The organism is Pantoea rwandensis (assembly GCF_002095475.1).
GTDB lineage: Bacteria > Pseudomonadota > Gammaproteobacteria > Enterobacterales > Enterobacteriaceae > Pantoea > Pantoea rwandensis.
Genome location: NZ_MLFR01000001.1, coordinates 192,374 through 210,500, shown reverse-complemented (window position 1 = coordinate 210,500; position 18,127 = coordinate 192,374). Strand labels below are relative to the sequence as shown.

At 51.6% G+C, this 18,127-nt stretch carries 16 protein-coding genes and 1 pseudogene; 6 read left to right on the top strand and 11 right to left on the bottom strand.

The annotated features are described in order from the left end of the window. Window positions 1–4 precede the first annotated feature (4 nt). On the bottom strand, window positions 5–643 hold the full coding sequence (locus HA51_RS01025; RefSeq protein ID WP_084931305.1) for a TetR/AcrR family transcriptional regulator: 639 nt from the start codon (window positions 641–643) through the stop codon (window positions 5–7). Between the two features lie 56 nt (window positions 644–699). On the opposite strand from HA51_RS01025, the gene HA51_RS01020 reads away from it, so the two are divergent. The 3 genes from HA51_RS01020 (at window position 700) to HA51_RS01010 (ending at window position 3,192) form a co-directional block, all read left to right on the top strand. Further along, window positions 700–1,728 (top strand): MDR family NADP-dependent oxidoreductase, encoded by a 1,029-nt coding sequence (locus tag HA51_RS01020; RefSeq protein ID WP_084931303.1) that lies wholly within the window; start codon window positions 700–702, stop codon window positions 1,726–1,728. Window positions 1,729–1,874: 146 nt separating this feature from the next. After that, window positions 1,875–2,222, top strand: a complete 348-nt coding sequence (locus HA51_RS27720) for a glutathione S-transferase C-terminal domain-containing protein (protein WP_139810605.1) — start codon at window positions 1,875–1,877, stop codon at window positions 2,220–2,222. Window positions 2,223–2,295: 73 nt separating this feature from the next. Further along, complete coding sequence (locus HA51_RS01010) at window positions 2,296–3,192, top strand: alpha/beta hydrolase (RefSeq protein WP_084931299.1); 897 nt, start codon at window positions 2,296–2,298, stop codon at window positions 3,190–3,192. Between the two features lie 16 nt (window positions 3,193–3,208). Here HA51_RS01010 and iolG read toward each other — a convergent pair whose 3' ends face one another. The 3 genes and pseudogenes from iolG to HA51_RS00995 all read right to left on the bottom strand — a co-directional run bounded on the left by iolG (window position 3,209) and on the right by HA51_RS00995 (window position 6,675). After that, entirely contained in the window at window positions 3,209–4,219 is a 1,011-nt protein-coding gene (gene iolG / locus HA51_RS01005) for a bifunctional inositol 2-dehydrogenase/D-chiro-inositol 1-dehydrogenase (RefSeq protein ID WP_084931298.1), read from the bottom strand. 32 nt (window positions 4,220–4,251) lie between these two features. Continuing rightward, a pseudogene (locus HA51_RS01000) lies at window positions 4,252–5,072 on the bottom strand (TIM barrel protein). A gap of 151 nt (window positions 5,073–5,223) precedes the next feature. Continuing rightward, on the bottom strand, window positions 5,224–6,675 hold the full coding sequence (locus HA51_RS00995) for a sugar porter family MFS transporter (protein WP_084931296.1): 1,452 nt from the start codon (window positions 6,673–6,675) through the stop codon (window positions 5,224–5,226). Window positions 6,676–7,097: 422 nt separating this feature from the next. Here HA51_RS00995 and HA51_RS00990 point away from each other — a divergent pair, with 422 nt between their 5' ends. Next, on the top strand, window positions 7,098–8,441 hold the full coding sequence (locus HA51_RS00990; protein WP_084931294.1) for an MFS transporter: 1,344 nt from the start codon (window positions 7,098–7,100) through the stop codon (window positions 8,439–8,441). A gap of 144 nt (window positions 8,442–8,585) precedes the next feature. Next, a complete protein-coding gene (locus tag HA51_RS00985) occupies window positions 8,586–9,743 on the top strand; it encodes an alpha-hydroxy acid oxidase (protein WP_084931292.1) in 1,158 nt (385 codons plus the stop codon). Window positions 9,744–9,833: 90 nt separating this feature from the next. On the opposite strand, the gene arnF is transcribed toward HA51_RS00985, so the two are convergent. Genes arnF through arnB form a run of 7 tightly spaced genes read right to left on the bottom strand, consistent with a single transcriptional unit; the run spans window position 9,834 to window position 17,211 of the window. Then, window positions 9,834–10,208: a 4-amino-4-deoxy-L-arabinose-phosphoundecaprenol flippase subunit ArnF gene (gene arnF, locus HA51_RS00980; RefSeq protein ID WP_084931291.1), complete on the bottom strand. Its 375-nt coding sequence runs from the start codon at window positions 10,206–10,208 to the stop codon at window positions 9,834–9,836. Continuing rightward, the gene (gene arnE, locus HA51_RS00975; RefSeq protein WP_084931289.1) at window positions 10,205–10,537 is read right to left on the bottom strand and encodes a 4-amino-4-deoxy-L-arabinose-phosphoundecaprenol flippase subunit ArnE; all 333 of its coding nucleotides are present in this window, start codon (window positions 10,535–10,537) and stop codon (window positions 10,205–10,207) included. The genes arnF and arnE overlap by 4 nt, the downstream gene beginning before the upstream one ends. Then, window positions 10,534–12,195 carry a lipid IV(A) 4-amino-4-deoxy-L-arabinosyltransferase gene (gene arnT, locus HA51_RS00970; protein ID WP_084931287.1) on the bottom strand — a complete coding sequence of 554 codons (1,662 nt, stop codon included), beginning with the start codon at window positions 12,193–12,195 and terminating at the stop codon, window positions 10,534–10,536. Before arnT ends, arnE begins: the two co-directional genes overlap by 4 nt. A gap of 30 nt (window positions 12,196–12,225) precedes the next feature. Then, a complete protein-coding gene (gene arnD / locus HA51_RS00965; protein ID WP_084931285.1) occupies window positions 12,226–13,110 on the bottom strand; it encodes a 4-deoxy-4-formamido-L-arabinose-phosphoundecaprenol deformylase in 885 nt (294 codons plus the stop codon). Beyond that, on the bottom strand, window positions 13,107–15,086 hold the full coding sequence (gene arnA / locus HA51_RS00960; protein WP_084931283.1) for a bifunctional UDP-4-amino-4-deoxy-L-arabinose formyltransferase/UDP-glucuronic acid oxidase ArnA: 1,980 nt from the start codon (window positions 15,084–15,086) through the stop codon (window positions 13,107–13,109). The genes arnD and arnA overlap by 4 nt, the downstream gene beginning before the upstream one ends. Further along, complete coding sequence (gene arnC, locus HA51_RS00955) at window positions 15,083–16,069, bottom strand: undecaprenyl-phosphate 4-deoxy-4-formamido-L-arabinose transferase (protein ID WP_084931281.1); 987 nt, start codon at window positions 16,067–16,069, stop codon at window positions 15,083–15,085. Before arnC ends, arnA begins: the two co-directional genes overlap by 4 nt. A 5-nt stretch (window positions 16,070–16,074) precedes the next feature. After that, complete coding sequence (arnB, locus tag HA51_RS00950; protein ID WP_084931278.1) at window positions 16,075–17,211, bottom strand: UDP-4-amino-4-deoxy-L-arabinose aminotransferase; 1,137 nt, start codon at window positions 17,209–17,211, stop codon at window positions 16,075–16,077. A 529-nt stretch (window positions 17,212–17,740) separates the two neighbouring features. Between arnB and HA51_RS00945 the strand changes: the two genes are divergently transcribed. Continuing rightward, window positions 17,741–17,950: a hypothetical protein gene (locus HA51_RS00945; RefSeq protein WP_084931277.1), complete on the top strand. Its 210-nt coding sequence runs from the start codon at window positions 17,741–17,743 to the stop codon at window positions 17,948–17,950. The last annotated feature ends 177 nt before the right edge of the window (window positions 17,951–18,127 follow it).

The following is an 18,127-nucleotide window of genomic DNA, read 5'->3' as shown; positions in this document are numbered from 1 at the left end:
GCGTTTATTTTGGGGTGGCAATCTTGTCACCCTGTTTGCTTTCCAGATAGGCGTGTATCAACCTCTGCAATTCCTGTTTTAATTCATTCGAGTTGAGCTCATTGCGCCTGGAAGCATCATGCACCACGCCTTCTACAGCAGAAGCCAATACTTTGGCCGCAATCGCCGTGCGAATCTCATCTGCCTGTAAATTTTGTTCGACAAACTGTCGATAAAATTGTGCGTAGCGCTGTTCAAAATCTTCATGTGCGCTGCGTTCAGAGAGTGGCACCTCATCCAGTAAAACCCGATGCAGACTGGGATTGATCAAATGCACGGCAATTACCCCGTCAACTAAGCGTTCAATCCGCTTGGTCAGACCCCCCTCTTCAATCGTTGCTGCCGCAAGAACCTGCAGAATCGCATCAAGATGTTGCTGACGAATCGCCTCAGCCAGCGCCAACTTGTTGGGGAAATATTGATAAAGCGAACCAATGCTGACACCCGCGATGCGCGCAACTTCGTTGGTGTTAAATTTTGACCAGCCATTCTTTGCCAGGACGCGAGCCGCCGCCTGCAAAATCACATCCACCATCACTTGTGAGCGCCGCTGGCGCGGAGCTTTGCGCATCGAGCGCGCGGGGTCCGTAACACGAGTATTCATCAGTGTACCTCCGAACGATAATACGAGTATTCACTCACATATCGAGGAAAACCGTGATGTTACCTGAAAATATTCACAACAGGGAAATTCGTTTACGCCAGCGCAGCAATGGCATGCCCAACCAAAACAACTTTGCTCTGGTTGAGCTTCCCTTGCCTGCTTCTCAAGCAGATAAGGTGCTGGTGAAAAATCGTTGGTTTCGTGTTTCCATCTCAACGCGTCTGATGATGAGCGTAGAAGCCGAAGAGGTAAAAGGCATTCCCTTCCCACCGCTAAAAATCGGCGACACCTTAGCCGATGCAGCCATCGGTCAAGTCATTGAGGCACCCATTGAGAGTGGTTTAACGCCGGGTGATTTTGTGATGCATCCCTATGGCTGGCGCGAATTCGCCTCGGTTGATTCTCAGCAATGTGTCGCACTCGGAAAAGAGATTCATGACCCGGCGGCCTATCTTGGCCACGGATGGACCGCCTACGCCGCATTGACGCAGGGCATTCAGGTGCGCAAAGGAGATACCGTATTTGTGTCCAGTGGTGCCGGCGCGATTGGTTCGATGGCGGGTCAGATCGCACGCCGTCTCGGCGCATCGAAACTCATAGGCAGCACGGGTTCGGCAGACAAGGCTCACTGGATGCGTGAACAGTTGGGTTACGACGCCACAATTGAACGTGGTAAAGGCACGATTGCCGCGCAATTGCAGGTGAGTGCGCCACAAGGCATTGATGTGTTTGTTGATATTGTCGGTGGTGAACAGCTGGAAGCCGCCGTGTCACAAGCGCGTGAACATGCTCGTTACGTTTTGCTTGGTGCCCTTTCGGCCGAACTGGCAGATAAGCAATCAACAAAAATCGCGCCAGTCGAAATCGACTCCTTTGCCTTGATCGTGAAAGGCGTCACGCTTAAGGGCTATAGCGCTGATGAGAATCCAGAAGTGTTTAACAGATGGATAGACCAGCTTGGGCATCCTGACTGGCAAGATATACACTTTGCATCAAGCCTTTATCAGGGGTTAGATTCAGCACCACAGGCGTTGGCCGATGCCTGTTCCGGCAAGGCGCGTGGGGTGGTGTTAGTGGCGCTGTAAATTTTTGCACAGAGCAGAGCATCCAATGTGCTCTGCTCTCCTCTGCGATTCCACACCGTTGGTGTTTCTAATCTTCTTCGGCAATTTCGTAATGAAAATTATCCGCTGTACAGCGAAATTCACGCTGAAGCTTCCAGTGTGATTGCATGAGTAGATTACAGTATGTTGTAACTAGTCAACTGAAAAGCGTTGATTCACTTAAAAGTACGAGCAGTAAAATCCCAAAAGGCATTCACAGCCGCTGTAGCCGATGCATCCGTTACACGTACCAGACCAAAATGGAGGCGGCGTTAAAGGACAATCTGTTTTTGCTGGGTGAGACGATGAGCATTGCGGACATCTATCTTTATGTCCTGTGCGGCTGGTGCAATGTCTTCGGTATTGACCTCGCTGGTTGGCCGGCGCTGGATTGCCATCATCGAGCTATCCACGCACGCTCTGCCACTCAAGCCGCGTGGTTAGCCGAGCAAGAAATGACGCGTTTGCACATATAATTGAACATCTTCTTCATTTTCTCTGCCGATTCTTCTGTTTCAATAGCCTACTTTGACCCAGCTTGGATCGGCTATGAATCGTCGCCATTTTCTCACCTGTCTTTCTCTCTTACCCTTTGTCGTGCACAGTGGTTTAAGCCAGGCTGTGACGGCTAAACCGGTGGTTCTCCCGCTGTGGCCGAAACAACCACCCGGTGGCGGCGGCCCACTGGGGGCAATGCATTTCACTGCCAAGGGAGCGCAAAGCAATATCGCAATGCCCACGTTGACCGTGCTTCAACCCGTCGCTCCGAATGGGCAGGCGGTACTCATCGCGGCGGGCGGTGGCTACACACGCATTGAGATGGGAAAAGAGGCTTGGCCAGCGGCAGAATGGCTGGCGTCTCATGGCTACACCGCGTACGTACTGAGCTACCGACTGCCACAGGAAGGCTGGAAAGATGGCGCGTTAGCACCGCTGCAGGATGCGCAACGCGCACTGCGTATGGTTCGTCATCGTGAGAAACATGTTAGCGTTTTGGGGTTTTCTGCTGGAGGACATCTGTTGGGGATGGCGGCCAATCGCCCGGACTTCCGCTCTTATCAGGCGACCGATGCATTAGATAATCTGCCGGCATCCGCTGAACGCGCCGCACTCATTTATCCGATCATCACACTGGAACCACCCTACTCACATACCTCTACCCACAAAGTGTTGGTTGGGAGCAATGCCTCGCTAGAGGCGGATACAACCTGGTCGGTACAGGCTTATGTTAATCCGCAGTCACCGCCGTTTTTCCTGGTACAGTCAGAGGACGATCCCATATCCGATCCGCACAATACCCTGATCATGGCTGAAGCATGTAAGCAACAGCATATTCCGGTTGAAATGCATCGTTATGCTACCGGTGGTCACGGGTTTGGTTTAGGTAAACCAGGCACACCCACTGTAGAGTGGCCTGGACATTATCTGCACTGGTTAAGCAGCTAACCTGCTAAAAATCGTATTATTGATAGAACGCCGGACGCGGTGGCATTTTAATCGGCACAATCTCACCGTTGTTTTGCGCAGCAACGCAGGCATCCGCCGCTACCGCCGCCGCATAACCATCCCAGGCTGATGGACCGGTCATATCGCCAGACAGCACGTTGTTGATGAAATCTTGCAGTTCAACGTCGTAGGCATCAATAAAGCGTTTTTTCCAGTCAGTCAGAATGCTGGTTGACAGTTTTGCCGCGCTGCGGGTCTGAACAGACATCGGTTCAGGCAGACTGGCGATACCGGTTTCCCCCACCACTTCACACTGAATATCATAGCCATATTCGCAATTAACGAAGATTTCCACGTCGATGCGCGCGCCTTTGGCCGTTTCCAGCAGCACAATCTGCGGATCTTTCAGATGCGAAGAGGCTTTACGGGTTTTACGCGGGTAAATCACCTGCGCACTGACGTAATCATCTTTCAGCAGCCAGCGCAGCACATCCAGCTCGTGGATCAGCGTATCGGTGATGGCCATGTCGGTGGTGTATGAATCGCCCACTTCTGGGTTACGGTGCGCGCAGTGCAGCATCAGAGGTTCGCCAATTTCGCCGCTATCAATCACCTTTTTCAAGGCTCGATAGCCGCTGTCGTAAGGACGCATAAAGCCAACCTGCACCAGCTTTTTACCTGCCGCGATCTCAGCTTCGACAATGTTCATACAACCTTGGGCTGTGACCGCCAGTGGTTTCTCACAGAAAACCGCTTTACGCGCTTTGATAGCCGCCAACACAAACTCTTCATGCGTAGGCCCCCAGGATGTCACCAGAATAGCCTGCACATCTGGTGCATTAATCAGATCATGGGCATTGTCATAGATCTCCGCTTTTAGCCCAAGATCGTTAATCACCTGCTCACAGTTAGCACGGTTGATATCATTGAGTGCAACAACGCGTGAATTTTGCAGCACCTGGCTGCAACGACGAATGTGTTCGCGGCCGATAGCGCCCGTGCCGATTACACCAATATTGAGCGTCATGATGAGTTCCTTCGATCTTTGTACAGGTGAAATTAATGGTTCAGGTAGTCAATGCTGGTACGGATTTCACGGGCGATATCCTCTTCGCTCCATGCATCCATCACTGACGAGAAAGGTTCGAACGCGTAAACACCGGTGTAGCCCAGCTCTTCAAGCCGCTGCACTTGCTGACGGGATTTCAGCAGATCTTCGGCACTGAGCATGATGCGTTCTTCATCGGTCAATTCAGCGGTAGGACGCGTATCGGTCACACCCGAGAGGTGCACCAGTCCGATATTGTTAACATCCACGCCCCCCGCGAAGTCCTGTTCAGCCCCTTCATACAGATGGTGATGGAAGGTATCGAGCACGATTTTAAATGGCGCGCCGCTTGCTTGATGAGCTGCTGCGCCAGCGCGGCAGAACGCAATGAACTTTGTGGGAAGCCCAACGGTTCCACCAGCCCTTGAACGCCGTATTCCGCAAACAGGGGGGCAAGAGTTTTCAGCGCGGCAACAGTCTGTTCATCGGAGATATCGGTGCCATCATTCAGCGGGCACAGTACCAATGCTTTTGCTCCCGTTTCACGCGCGTCATTTAATAAACAACGGGTCTTTTCTAGCACTTCATCCGTTAATTGGTTGAACGGATAGACGGCATTAATGGTCTCAATTGAAAGCGAATATTGGCGAGCCAGATCACGTATTTTTTCGCCACCCAAGCCGTCTGTTACACTACCAATTTTCATATCATTGCGAATTTCAACTTTATTCAAACCCAAACCCTTCACCAAACTAAAAAACGCATTAACACTCAAGTTTGGTGCAATTTTACGGTTAACACAGAGACGGTCATTACTTATTTTGTACGTCATGATTTTTCCTGGGATAATAATCAGCCGTTTACGTAGAGATGTTCTGTTTTGCTGCAACGCATTAACTGGTTTTGATAGTAAATTATCTTTTTGTTCCGCACTGCGTGAACGTTGAGTGATTTACATCAACACCACTCAAATATGTTCCACGTCACCTTGATGGCTTACCGTCATACAACTCATAGAAGTAGTGTTCGATCTGTTCAAGGCTGCGACCGCGCGTTTCCGGTATGGTGCGCAAGACAAACATCGAGCCACCGATGCCAATTATCGCAAAGGCCAGGAACGCACCTGCCAGTCCGAAAGCGGCGAGCAAAATTGGAAAGGCCATAGAGATGGCAAAGTTAGCCATCCACAGCGCAAAGACCGCACCTCCCATACAGATCCCACGTAGGCGGGCGGGAAAAATCTCCGATAATAGCAGCCAGGTCACCGGGGAAAGCGCACCTTGCTGGAAGCACAGGAACATCAACATACCGGTTAACACCAGATAGGCACGCACCAGGTTAACCTCACCACCCACATGATATTCCGGCATGAAGAAGCACACAGCGGCAATAAAAAACAGGCAAGCTGTGCAGCCCATCTGTCCAACCAGCACCAGCGGTCGGCGGCCGATTTTACCAATCATCCAAATCCCTACCAGTGTCATCAACACGGAAATCACGCCGTTGGCAATGGTGGCAAAGAGTGCCGCATCATTACTCAACCCTGTCGCCGTCAGCATGGTGGGTGCGTAATACATGATGGTGTTCACGCCGGTCAATTGCTGGATAGCCGCGATACCAATGCCCAGCAGAAACACCTTGCGCAGCCACGGCGTCTTTAGGTCACGCAGTCGACCTTTACCCTTCTGGCGATTTTCTTCAATGGTCTCTTCAATCTCTTCCAACTCCCATTCGACATCGTCTGCCGCTCGGGTTTTCTCCAGCACTTTCCTCGCTTCACCCGTGTTCCCGCGCATCACATGCCAGCGCGGGCTTTCGGGCATGAAAATCATCCCGAGCCACAACAGCACCGCAGGCACGGTTGAGATCGCCAGCATCCAGCGCCAGGTATGTTCTCCCCCCCAGATCTCATTAAAAGTGGCGTTAGATACGTAGGCCAGCAGTTGACCTGATACGATCATCAACTCTTGCAGGGTGACCAGTTGGCCACGTTTATTGGCAGGCGCGATTTCCGCGATGTAGACCGGTACGGTGGCCGCCGCGCCGCCTACCGCAATTCCCAGAAACAGGCGCGAAACAATCATAGAAACGACATCTGGCGCGAAGGCAGAACCCACGGCACCCAGAGCGAAAATAAACGCCAGCATGATTATGATTTTACGGCGTCCCATGGCATCGGCGAAATGCCCTGCCAACAAGGCACCAAAAGCAGCACCAAACAGCAACGAGCTGGTCACGAGGCCAGTGGTGAATGGGGTTAATTGCAGGTCATCGCGCATAAATAACAGCGCACCGGATACCACGCCCGTGTCATAACCAAATAATAAACCGCCTAAGGTGGCGACCAAGGCAATGATCTTCACAAAAGGTTCAGTCCGCGTCACGCTATTCGGACCGGACGCCGTATTAGTCGATATATAAAGTTCTTTTTCCATAACCCCTCCTGGTAAAACGCATTAGGAAATACAGCAGAACAAAACAGAACCTCACGCTAACGGTATTTTTATTTCATGTTAATCATTATTTGAAACCATAAATCCAAGTTGTGAGATCAAGCATTTTTAATATTATATTTTGATGGATTAACATCAGTATGAAAGGTTGCTTTATAAAATAGTAGTTAGCTGAATGGGGATTTCAATAATGTCCAATTCCAATTAAATTGATTGCGCCTTAGTTTTAATCATCTGGATGATATGCAGACTTACCCATCAGAGAGGGAAATACTGAAATTAACCAGGTCTTCTATGGCTCCAGTTTGCTTGCTGTGAGCTTAAATTTGTGATCGTTCGCGCAACAAATCAACAAACCTTCTTGTATGGTAGTCTAACATTATAAAACAGGCAGGAACTTTGTTATGGCATCTTCCACCCTTACCCAGACACAGACCGATCAGGGAAACCACACCTCACTCATTCGTCGGGTTGCCAGCGCCTCCGCAATTGGTACAGCGGCAGAATATTATGACTTCTTTGCTTATGGCACCGCTGCCGTGCTGTTTTTTGGTCATCTGTTTTTCCCCAGCCACGATCCGTTAATCAGCACCCTCGCCGCTTTTGCCACCTACGCGGTGGGCTTCCTGGCACGTCCGATTGGCGGGATTGTGTTTGGGCACATCGGCGATAAAGTCGGTCGTAAAAAAGCGCTTGTGGCTACCATCTTAATTGTCGGTCTCGGTACCTTCTGTATTGGCATACTGCCCACTTACGAAAAAATTGGTATCTGGGCCCCTGTATTGCTGATTGCTATTCGACTGTTACAAGGCTTTGGCGTTGGTGGTGAACAAGCTGGTGCGGTTTTGATGACCGCCGAATATGCGCAAGCCTCACGCCGTGGTTTCTTTGCTAGCTGGGTGCAAATTGGCGCACCGGTGGGTTTCTTACTGCCGCTGGCACTGTTTGCTATCCTCAACGCCACCTTATCTGCCGATCAAATGATGGATTGGGGCTGGCGTGTCCCCTTCCTGCTGAGCGCGGTGCTGGTGATTGTTGGCTTGTTTATTCGTCTGCGAATTGATGAGTCGCCGGTATTCGCTGCCATTCGTGAAACCAAAGCAGCGGAATCGCGTCCGTTGAAAGAGGTCATCAGCGGCAATCCACGCTTGGTCGTCAATGGCGTAGCAGCAAAATTGATTGAAGCCTGCGCGTTTGCGCTGTTTACCGTGATCATCCTGGCGTGGGGTAAGGCCAATAATCTCGACTCCGGTATTCTGATGAACAGCATGATTGTCGCCGTGATTCTGGAAGTCTTCGCCATCCCGTTAATGGGCGCGCTGTCAGATAAAATCGGCCGAAAACCGGTTTATATGATGGGTGCATTGATGATTGTTCTCTCTATTGTGCCGTTCTTTTATGCCTTGTCACAGAACAGCTACTGGTTAACGCAGATCGCCATGATTGTCGCCCTGACCCTCGGTCACAGCATGTGTTATGCCCCACAGGCGTCTTGGTTCCCAGAGTTGTTCCCGACCCATATCCGCTGCAGCGGTATTGCAGTGATTTGGCAGGTTGGTTCCCTGATTGGCAGCGGTGTACTTGGCTTGGTCGCGGTGAAAATTCTGCAAGTCACAGACGGGCATTGGTATGGATTAGCGCTTTATGTAGCAGTGCTGGGCGTGATTTCGGTGATTGGCCTGCTGCGCTTGCCCGAAACAGCGCCGGGTCGCCGTAATGGCGAATATCATCCCTGGCAGCAACACTAATCTTCTTATCAGAGCGGCGGGATGCCGCTCTTTTTCTATATGCAATTCTCGCAAAACCTTTTCCATTTTCAGCATTTGCTAAATATCTCCTGTGCAATAGCATGCTTTTCATCATGTTATCTTCGCCCGCCAGATGGGTTCCCTATGCGTAAACTGCTTGAGCGTTGTCTTGCTCTGAATGATTTTGAAAAATATGCCGTGAAACGGCTACCTCATCCGTTGTATGCCTATGTCTCCGGTGGTGTTGAAGACAATATTGCGCTGCACAAAACGCGCAACTCTTATGCACGTTACAGCCTGATTCCAGAAAATATGGTGGATGTTTCAAAGCGGAATACCGAGGTTGAACTGTTTGGCCATCGCTACGCTGCACCTGTGGGGATCGCTCCCATGGGCATCTCGGCGATAACCGGCTTCCAAGGTGATATTGCGCTGGCACGTGCTGCCGCACAGAAAAATGTGCCCTTTATCATGAGCGGTTCATCGTTAATTCGGCTAGAAGATGTTGCGGCAGTTAATGCCAATATGTGGTTCCAGGCTTATCTGCCCAAAACACTGCAAGAGATCGATGCGCTAGTGGATCGTGTGCAACGTGCGGCAATTCCCGTTTTGGTGGTGACCGTTGATACTCCCGTTAAAGCCAACCGTGAAAATAATGTCCGTGCCGGATTTGCCACGCCATTTCGTCCCAGTCTGTCTCTGGCCTGGCAAGGTGTAACCCACCCGCGCTGGTTTGCTGGCACCTTGATGAGAACGCTGCTGACCAGCGGCATGCCCTATTTTGAAAATAACCAAGCCCTACGCGGTGCTCCGCTTTTTTCAAATAATGCAGTACGTGATTTTAGCGGCCGCAGCCATCTTAGCTGGCAGCACATTGAGCATATCCGCCAGCGCTGGACGGGTAAGATGGTTATCAAAGGGATTCTCAGTCGCACTGATGCTCAGCGCTGTAAGGCCATGGGCATTGACGGCATTGTGGTGTCAAATCACGGCGGCCGCCAGTTGGACACAGTGATCTCGCCCATCCATGTGTTACCGGAGATCGTCGAGGCGGCAGGTGAGATGACAGTGATGATCGATAGCGGAATCAGGCGCGGCACTGACGTCATTAAGGCGTTGGCGCTGGGGGCAACGTCCTGCTTTATAGGACGCCCCTTTAACTATGCTTGCGCAGTGGCAGGCACAGCGGGCGTTGAATGGGCAATTGATCTGATCGTCAATGAAGTCAGCCGCGACCTTGGCATGCTGGGCGCTCCAACGTTGGCTGACATCCATCTACACCATTTACGCCTGACAGAGTGACGTTGTCACCTAATCTAACCAGCCCATGAAGTGCGGTCTTAGACCGCTTTTGTGAAGTTGTAGATGATGACCACGCCGCCCAATGGCACCTTATTTTTTGCGTGGTAACGATACGCAAAGCAGACCGAAAACAATCAGCAGTACACCTGCAAAACTGCTCCAGCGAAAGGGTTCACCAAACATCGGCAAAGAGATAGCGGCGAGCCACACCAACACATAGCTCAGACTCAGCAGCGGATAGAGCCGATTAAGTGGCAAATGACGCAGCGCCAGCATCCAGCACAGCATGGAGAGTGCATAAGCGCCAAGTCCCAAACATAGCAGCAGTAGAGGTTTAACGTGCTGCCCTATTTGTGGACTCAGTATCTCAGCCAGCGGCGGGAAATGTTGCATCGCCGCGCGCAGCACCAGTTGCGCCAGCGATACCAGCAACACGCTGCACAACGCAAGCAGCACCCCTTTCATAAGTGGCTCCCCATCAGCGCCACACCCGCCACTATCGCCAGCGTGCCAAACCATTGCTGTAAGCTATAGGTCTCGCGCCAGATCAATCTTGCCGCTATCGCCACCAACACAAAGTTAAGGCTAAGCATTGGATAGGCAACACTGACGGGAACGACACGCAGTACCAGCAACCACAACAGCATCGCAACGCCCAGCAACATAATGCTGAGCCCAATCCACATGATCAGTTTTTTTTTGCCGTGTCGCATGCCGAGATACGCCGCCTGCTTTTGACACAGCTGGGCGGCGCAACTCAACAAACTCACCAGAAGAATGAGTAATAAACTCATGGTTTAGCGTCGTAACCGTAATAAACCAATCGCCCTTGGCGATAAACATCATCCGGAACGGGCATTGAAGGATCCGGGCCTTTTTCTCCCGACGTTAGCATCATGACTAAGGATACCTTGCCATGACGACGGTGCTCACGCAGCCAGTCTGCAAAAGCGGCGCCATCAACGTAACGCGTCTGTGCATCAGGATAGCTAAGACCATATTCCAGCTCTCCTTTGGCATCGTAAAACGTGATGTCACTACGTTCTGTTTCCCATGCCACCGCCGCCGCAACACCGGGATTGTCAGCCAACAGATAACGGCTATCCACTAATTGATTGTGTACCGCGCTAACAAAGCTCTGAGGCTGTTTGGAATCACGCACCTTCTGTGGAATGGCAAAACCCACCAGCAGTGCCAGCATTAACGGGCAAAGTGCCGCCAACTGCCAACGACGACGACCTGGCTTCAGACTCAGCCATCCCATCACCCCCCAACCGGCAAACGCCACCGCACCGCAAATTACCCTGACGGTTTCATCACTGGCATAAACCGGACGGTGCGACAGACCCCAGGGGGCGATAACCACCAGCAAGACTATCGTCGTGATCGCACCGAACAGCAGATTGATCCACCCGTTCACTTTAAACGCTTTAACCACCTGCGCTGTCCCACTGTGTGCATAGTGCGCCATCAGCAGAGCCAGCGGTGCAAAGCATGGCAGGATATAGGTCGGCAGTTTCCCTTTGGCAATGCTAAAGAACAGCAGCGGCAGCAACACCCAACTCAGCAGATACACAGCACCCGTATGCTGACTGCGCTGGCGCCAGGCACCCATCAGCGAACCCGGCAGCAGCGCTAACCAAGGCAAACAGCCCGCCAACAAGACCGGCAGGTAGTACCAGAAAGGTGCCTTGTGCTGGGCATCTTTCTCGGCGAAACGTTGGATATGTTCAACCCAGAAGAAGTAGTGCCAGAAATCGCCTTCCTGACGATAAATCGCAAGTGCCCAAGGTGCACTTAACAGGGCTGCGACGACGATCGTTAAGGGCCCCCAGCGCAGCAGTTCGCCAAAGCGGCGTTGCCAGATTGCCCATGGCAATATGGCCAGCACCGGCACCGCCAACGCGAGGAAGCCTTTGGTCATAAAGCCCATGGCACAGGCAGCACCCAGCAAGACATAGCCACACAGGCGCTGTTGCGTAGTGGTCGCCTGCGCTGCTAACCAGTAGCTGCACATCGCGGCCACCAGCCAAAGCAACAGAATCGGGTCAAGCACAGCATAAGTGCCGATACCGTAAACAAGCAGAGAAGTCAGGAAGATGACGCTGCCTGTCAGCGCGATTTTCCGGCTGGCAAACATCTGTTTACCCAGCCAGTAAATCAACACCGCACTGAGCGTCGTGCAGAATACCGATCCCGCACGGACACCAAAATTGGTGTGGCCAAACAACATCTGTCCAATATTGTTGACCCAATATCCCGCAATGGGTTTTTCGAAATAACGTAAGTCAAAGAAGTGCGGCACCACCCAATTACCGTTCACCAGCATCTCACGGCTGATCTCGGCATAGCGGGTTTCATCCGGTTGCCATAAAGCACGGAATTCAACTGGAATGAGATAGTAAAGCGCGAAAAGCGCCAGCAATAGCGCTGTTTTGGTACCTGTACGCATCCGTGGTTCCTATAAAATTTCCTGTGATACTCAGTTCTGACAGCCCAGCCAGCCTTCACGTCCGGGAATGTGCCCACGAACCAGATTGCCCTCTGGCAGCGTGCTGAGATCATCGGGTAGCAGCTCACTGAGCGGACAGAAGTGGATACCTTGCTGCTCTGCTCGCGTTAACAATTCGCCGAACGCATGCGAACCGACAATCCCTTCGACTTCGGCATGAATGGTATAGACTGGCGAACCCTGCGCCGCGTGCATTTGCTCAAGGATGTAATCGTTAAATCCCGTGGCACTAACGGATTGGCCGACCACTTCATCCCATGTCGGCAATGTCACAGGGATTTGCACGGTGCCTAAACTGCCATCACGCAGTCGCGGTAAAAAAGGTCCAGTACCACGACAATCGCTGTTGTAATGGAAGCCAAATTTCTGTTTAGCAGCCACTACTCGACCATCGGCACGCCATCCCGCCACGGCTGAACACGTGACATTGTCACCAATAATCGCCTCCAGCGCCGCTTTGCCACGTGCAATCTGCTCATGCAGTTTCTCTTCGGGCCACACGCCTGCCCATGTTTGCCAAGCAAAGTGATCCCACGCATGCAAACCGACTTCATGATGGTCGGCAGTGGCGCTGATGATCTCTTCCAGTCCACGGCCAATCTCACGTCCTGGCCACGCCGTGCCTGCCAGCAAAATATCCCAGCCATAGAGTGATGCTGCGCGTGAGCGCAGCATTTTCCATAAGAAGCGCGGCTTCATCAGACGCCACAAGTGGCGCCCCATGTTGTCCGGCCCTACGCTGAAGAAGAAACTGGCCTGCAGTTGATGCATGCTGAACTGTTCCAGCAGGGCTGGGACACCGAGCTTAGTACCACGCCAGGTATCTACATCTACGCGCAAACCAATTTTCTTCATGGCTTATCCTGCAACTCAACGGTGCGCAGGAAAAAGTCCAGCGTGTTATCAATGGTGGTATCCATCTGAATGGTCGGTGTCCAATCCAGCAGACGACGCGCATTTTTGATCGACGGTTTACGGTGCTCTACGTCCTGATAACCTTTACCGTAATAGCTGCTGCTCTCCACTTCGCGGAAACCCGCAAATGGTGGGAAACGATCGCGCAGAGGATGACGCTCAAAGCTTGCCAGCAAACGCTCTGCCAGCTCTTTAATGCTTGCTTCGTTCTCAGGATTACCGATGTTGACGATCTGACCGTCACAGTTGTTGTTCTTGTTTTCGATAATGCGGAACAAGGCTTCGATACCATCGCGAATGTCGGTGAAGCAACGTTTCTGAGCGCCGCCATCGATCAGTTTAATGGGCGAACCTTCCACCAGATTTAAAATCAGCTGGGTGATGGCACGTGAACTGCCGATACGTGCAGCGTTAAGGTTGTCGAGACGTGGGCCCATCCAGTTAAACGGACGGAACAGAGTGAAGCGCAGGTTCTCTTTTTCGCCATACGCCCAGATGACGCGGTCCAGCAACTGCTTAGAGACCGAATAAATCCAACGCTGCTTGTTGATCGGACCTACCACCAGGTTGGAGTGATCTTCGTCGAAATGCTTGTCGGTACACATACCGTACACTTCAGACGTTGATGGGAAGATGATACGTTTTTTGTATTTCACGCAATCACGGATGATCTTGAGGTTCTCTTCAAAATCGAGTTCGAACACGCGCAGCGGGTTACGGGTATATTCAATCGGGGTCGCAATCGCCACCAGCGGTAATACCACATCACATTTCTTAATGTGGTATTCAATCCACTCAGAGTGAATGCTGATATCGCCTTCAACAAAGTGGAAACGTGGCTGATCAAGGAAGCGGCTGATCGCATCAGATCCAATATCAAGACCATACACTTCGAAATTATCGTCTTGCAGCAGACGCTCGGTTAAATGGTTACCGATGAAACCGTTGACACCCAAAATCAGTACGCGGGTACGACGTTTAATCGCCGCGACTGGCTGTGAGTACAGCAGCGCGCCCGGTACCATGCCCAGGCTTAGTGCCAGTTGGCTGCCGTTCATGTAAACGCCATTTTCACTTTGACCGGTGACCACTTCCAATGCACCTTCACCACAAGCGATCAGGAAAGGCTCCACCGAGATAACCGTACCCGGTTTAGCCTGCGGCGCATCGGCATGCACACGCCCTTTCCACACCACAAATTTCACGGTTCCAGCAAAGGCAAACGCGCCCGGCCATGGGTCGGTAACTGCACGTACCAGATTGTTTATCGATTGTGCGGACTGCTCCCACTGGATACGACCATCTTCTGGCGTACGGCGTCCTACAACCGTAGCCTGGCTTTGATCCTGAGGTGTTGCCGCGATCTCACCCCGTTTCATCGCGGGCAGCGCCTGCTCCAGCACCTGGGTCGCACAGGTCACCAATTTGCGATGCAGCGTTAACGCATTGTCTTGCTCTTCGATAGCAACACTTAACTGGGCAACGATGTCGCCAGCATCCGCGCGTTTCACCATGCGGTGCAGTGTCACCCCAGTTTCTTTCTCACCGTTCACCAACACCCAGTTCAGCGGAGCGCGACCACGGTATTTTGGCAGTAATGAACCATGCAGATTAAAGGCTCCCAGACGCGCGCTGCTGAGAACGTCGTCACTCAACAGATTGCGGTAGTAGAACGAGAAGATGTAATCCGGTGCCATGGTTTTAATACGATCCACCCACAGAGGGTGGTTAGCATCTTCCGGTGCATAGACGGGAATGCCCTGCTCAGCCGCCAGACGCGCCACTGAACCAAAGAAGTGATTCTCCGCAGCCGAGTCAGCGTGAGTAAAGATCGCACTGATTTCAAAACCTGCATTCAACAGCGCAGTAATGCCTGCACAGCCCATATCGTGATAGGCGAAGACGATAGTTTTCATTGCTCAATTTCCTGTACAGATGAGGCATCTTTCTGCGAGTTAATAACACGTTGAATGAAGTAGCGCGGACGTGCGCGTACGTCGTTATAGATTCGGCCAATGTATTCGCCGAGAAGGCCCATGCCGATGAATTGCGCGCCGACAAAGATAAACAGCACCGCAAACAGCATGAACACACCGTCTCCGGCCCAGTCGGCACCGAGGAACAGTCGTAAGACAATCAAAATCAATGAGAAGGCAAAACCCGCCAGAGCAATCAGGCTGCCAACAATACTCAGCAGACGCAGCGGCGTGGTGGTCAGACAGGTGACCAGGTCATACATCAGATTTATCAGCTTCATAAAGCTGTATTTAGAGTCACCAAACTCACGTTCTGCATGCGCCACCGGCAATTCGATGGTTCGGCGTGCGAAAGTGTTGGCGAGGATGGGAATAAAGGTGCTGCGCTCGTGGCAGTTGAGCATGGCATCGACGATGTGGCGGCGATAAGCACGCAACATGCAGCCATAGTCGCCCATCGCTTTGCCGGTGACGCGCTGAATCAGCTGATTAATCGTGCGCGATGCGCGACGGCGGAACCAACTGTCCTGCCGATTCTGACGAACGGTACCTACCACGTCATATCCCTGCTGGGCGGCTTTCACCAGATTGGGAATCTCTTCGGGCGGATTCTGTAAGTCAGCATCCAGAGTGATGATCAAATCACCCGAGACATGGCTAAAACCCGCCATAATCGCGGAGTGCTGGCCGTAATTACGGTTCAGCAGAACTCCCACGACATGACTGCCTGGCATATCGGCGGCTTCAGTAATCATCTCGCCTGAGCGATCGCTGCTGCCGTCATCAACCAGCAAAATTTCATACTCAAGGTTAAGCACCGCACAGGCTGCATCAGTGCGACGCACCAACTCAGGCAGGCTTTCCTGTTCGTTATAGACCGGGATCACCACGGAGACTTTACGAATGGCTTTTTCTTCCAACATCTCAATCAAACTCCAGCGATCTGACGCAGTGCGCGAATGACTCTTGTCACATCTTCATCGCTCATATCAGGGAACAACGGTATTGAACAGATACGATCGCTATTCCATTCCGTGTTGGGCAGGGAAAGCTGTGGGTAGCGTTCGCGATAATATTTGTGGGTATGTGCCGCGCGGAAATGCAAGCCGGTGCCGATGTCTTGCGCTTTCAGCGTCTCCATCAAGGCATCGCGACTCAGTCCACACTGCGCTTCATCTACGCGAATGATGAACAAATGCCAGGCGTGCTGATGCGCCCATGTCGGCTGGGACAATGGCAGGAACGGCGTATCAGCCAGTTCGTTTAAATAACGTTGGGCAATCTCTGCACGGCGTGCATTGATGGCGGGCAGTTTGTTCAACTGAACCAGCGCGATGGCAGCGCTGATGTCGGGTAAGTTGTATTTGAATCCAGGCATAATCACTTCAGCCTGCGGTTTACGGCCATGCGTGTGACGGTCATACGCATCAACACCTAAGCCGTGAAATTTCAGACTGCGCATGCGATCGGCCAACTCGGCGTCATCGGTTACAATTAAGCCACCCTCCGCGCAAGTCATGTTTTTAATGGCATGGAAAGAGAAGATAGCCGTGCCCTTATTACCGACATGCTGCCCTTTGTAATAGCAGCCTGCAGAGTGCGCCGCATCTTCAATCACTGCAATGCCATGCCGTTCGCCTATGGCGCGAATGGCGTCAATGTCCGCGGGTGCGCCGGCATAATGCACCGGAATGATGGCACGCGTCTGCGGCGTGATGGCCGCTTCAATTTGCTCAGGCGTGACCATCAGCGTATCGCGGTCAACATCAATCATCACTGGCGTTGCACCCAGCAGCGTAATGATGTTGATGGTGGACACCCACGTCAGTGAAGGCGTGATCACCTCATCACCGGGCTGGATGTTTAACGCGAGAAGGGTGACATGCATGCCTGCCGTGGCGGAACTGACAGCAATCGCATGTTGATTGCCGGTTAACTGGCAAAAGGCTTGTTCCAAGGCCGCATTTTTGGGGCCGGTGGTGATCCAACCTGATTCAAAAACCTCTTTTACTGCCGCTAACTCTTCCTCGCCCAAAGCGGGGCGCGAGAATGGAAGAAAAGTCATAAGTTTACCTTAACGTTTGACACCTAAAATTGCCTGCAATAGGACCAATTGCAGTGTGCAGTGATTCAGATCCATAACAACATTCAGTAACTTGCTGTTTAAACTTAGATTACACATAAAAGTTTTGATAGCACTAAGTGTTAATTTTTTAACCTACAGCAAAAAACTTAAGCACACCTGTCTTATTGCCTGTTGAACAAAATACGGATGAAAACTTAACTGAACATTAAATGGGTGACGCGCAAGTTGGCTTTTCTCTTAAATGTTGAGGATTGGTAGAAGATGTCCGCTCAACCGTTTCGTCTCACTATTTAGTCGTCACCAAAGTTTCATCAAGATGACCAGAAACATGAAACATTTCGTTTGCTGTTTTTTTGAACGCCAAAAGTTGAAGCGTGAAGATGATGGAAAAATGACAAAGAAACAGTCTGTTAGCAAAGTCACAGCACTGTTCTTAAGGTTAAGCTAAGCTTCAAACCATACTCTATGTCGGGATATTGGCGTTTAAACGAATGGAGGGGAGATTAAGATGAACACCGGAGCTGACAGACTGGCGCAGGCTGCCCTACGTCGCCATCATATTGGCGTGAAAACTAAAGGGTTACGCTTCCGCGGGGATCTCTATGTCTTCCGCTACAATTCAGGACACTATGATGTGTTTCTCAATAATGACCGCGTGATGTCACTGGCGACCAGTAACGTGCAGGAAGCCATCCAGATGTTCAAACAGCAGTCATGATCCATTGACTGCTTTAGTACCTTAAGTTTTTCGTTATGCGCATCTAGCTTCATCACAAACTCCGCCTCATCCCAGCCACTCTGCAACACCTCTTTTCACCCGCTGCTGTTGCGTACCTTACCAATGGTGAATCAGTCCGGAGGTCAGTCGGGACGGGTATATCCTCCTCATCGCCTG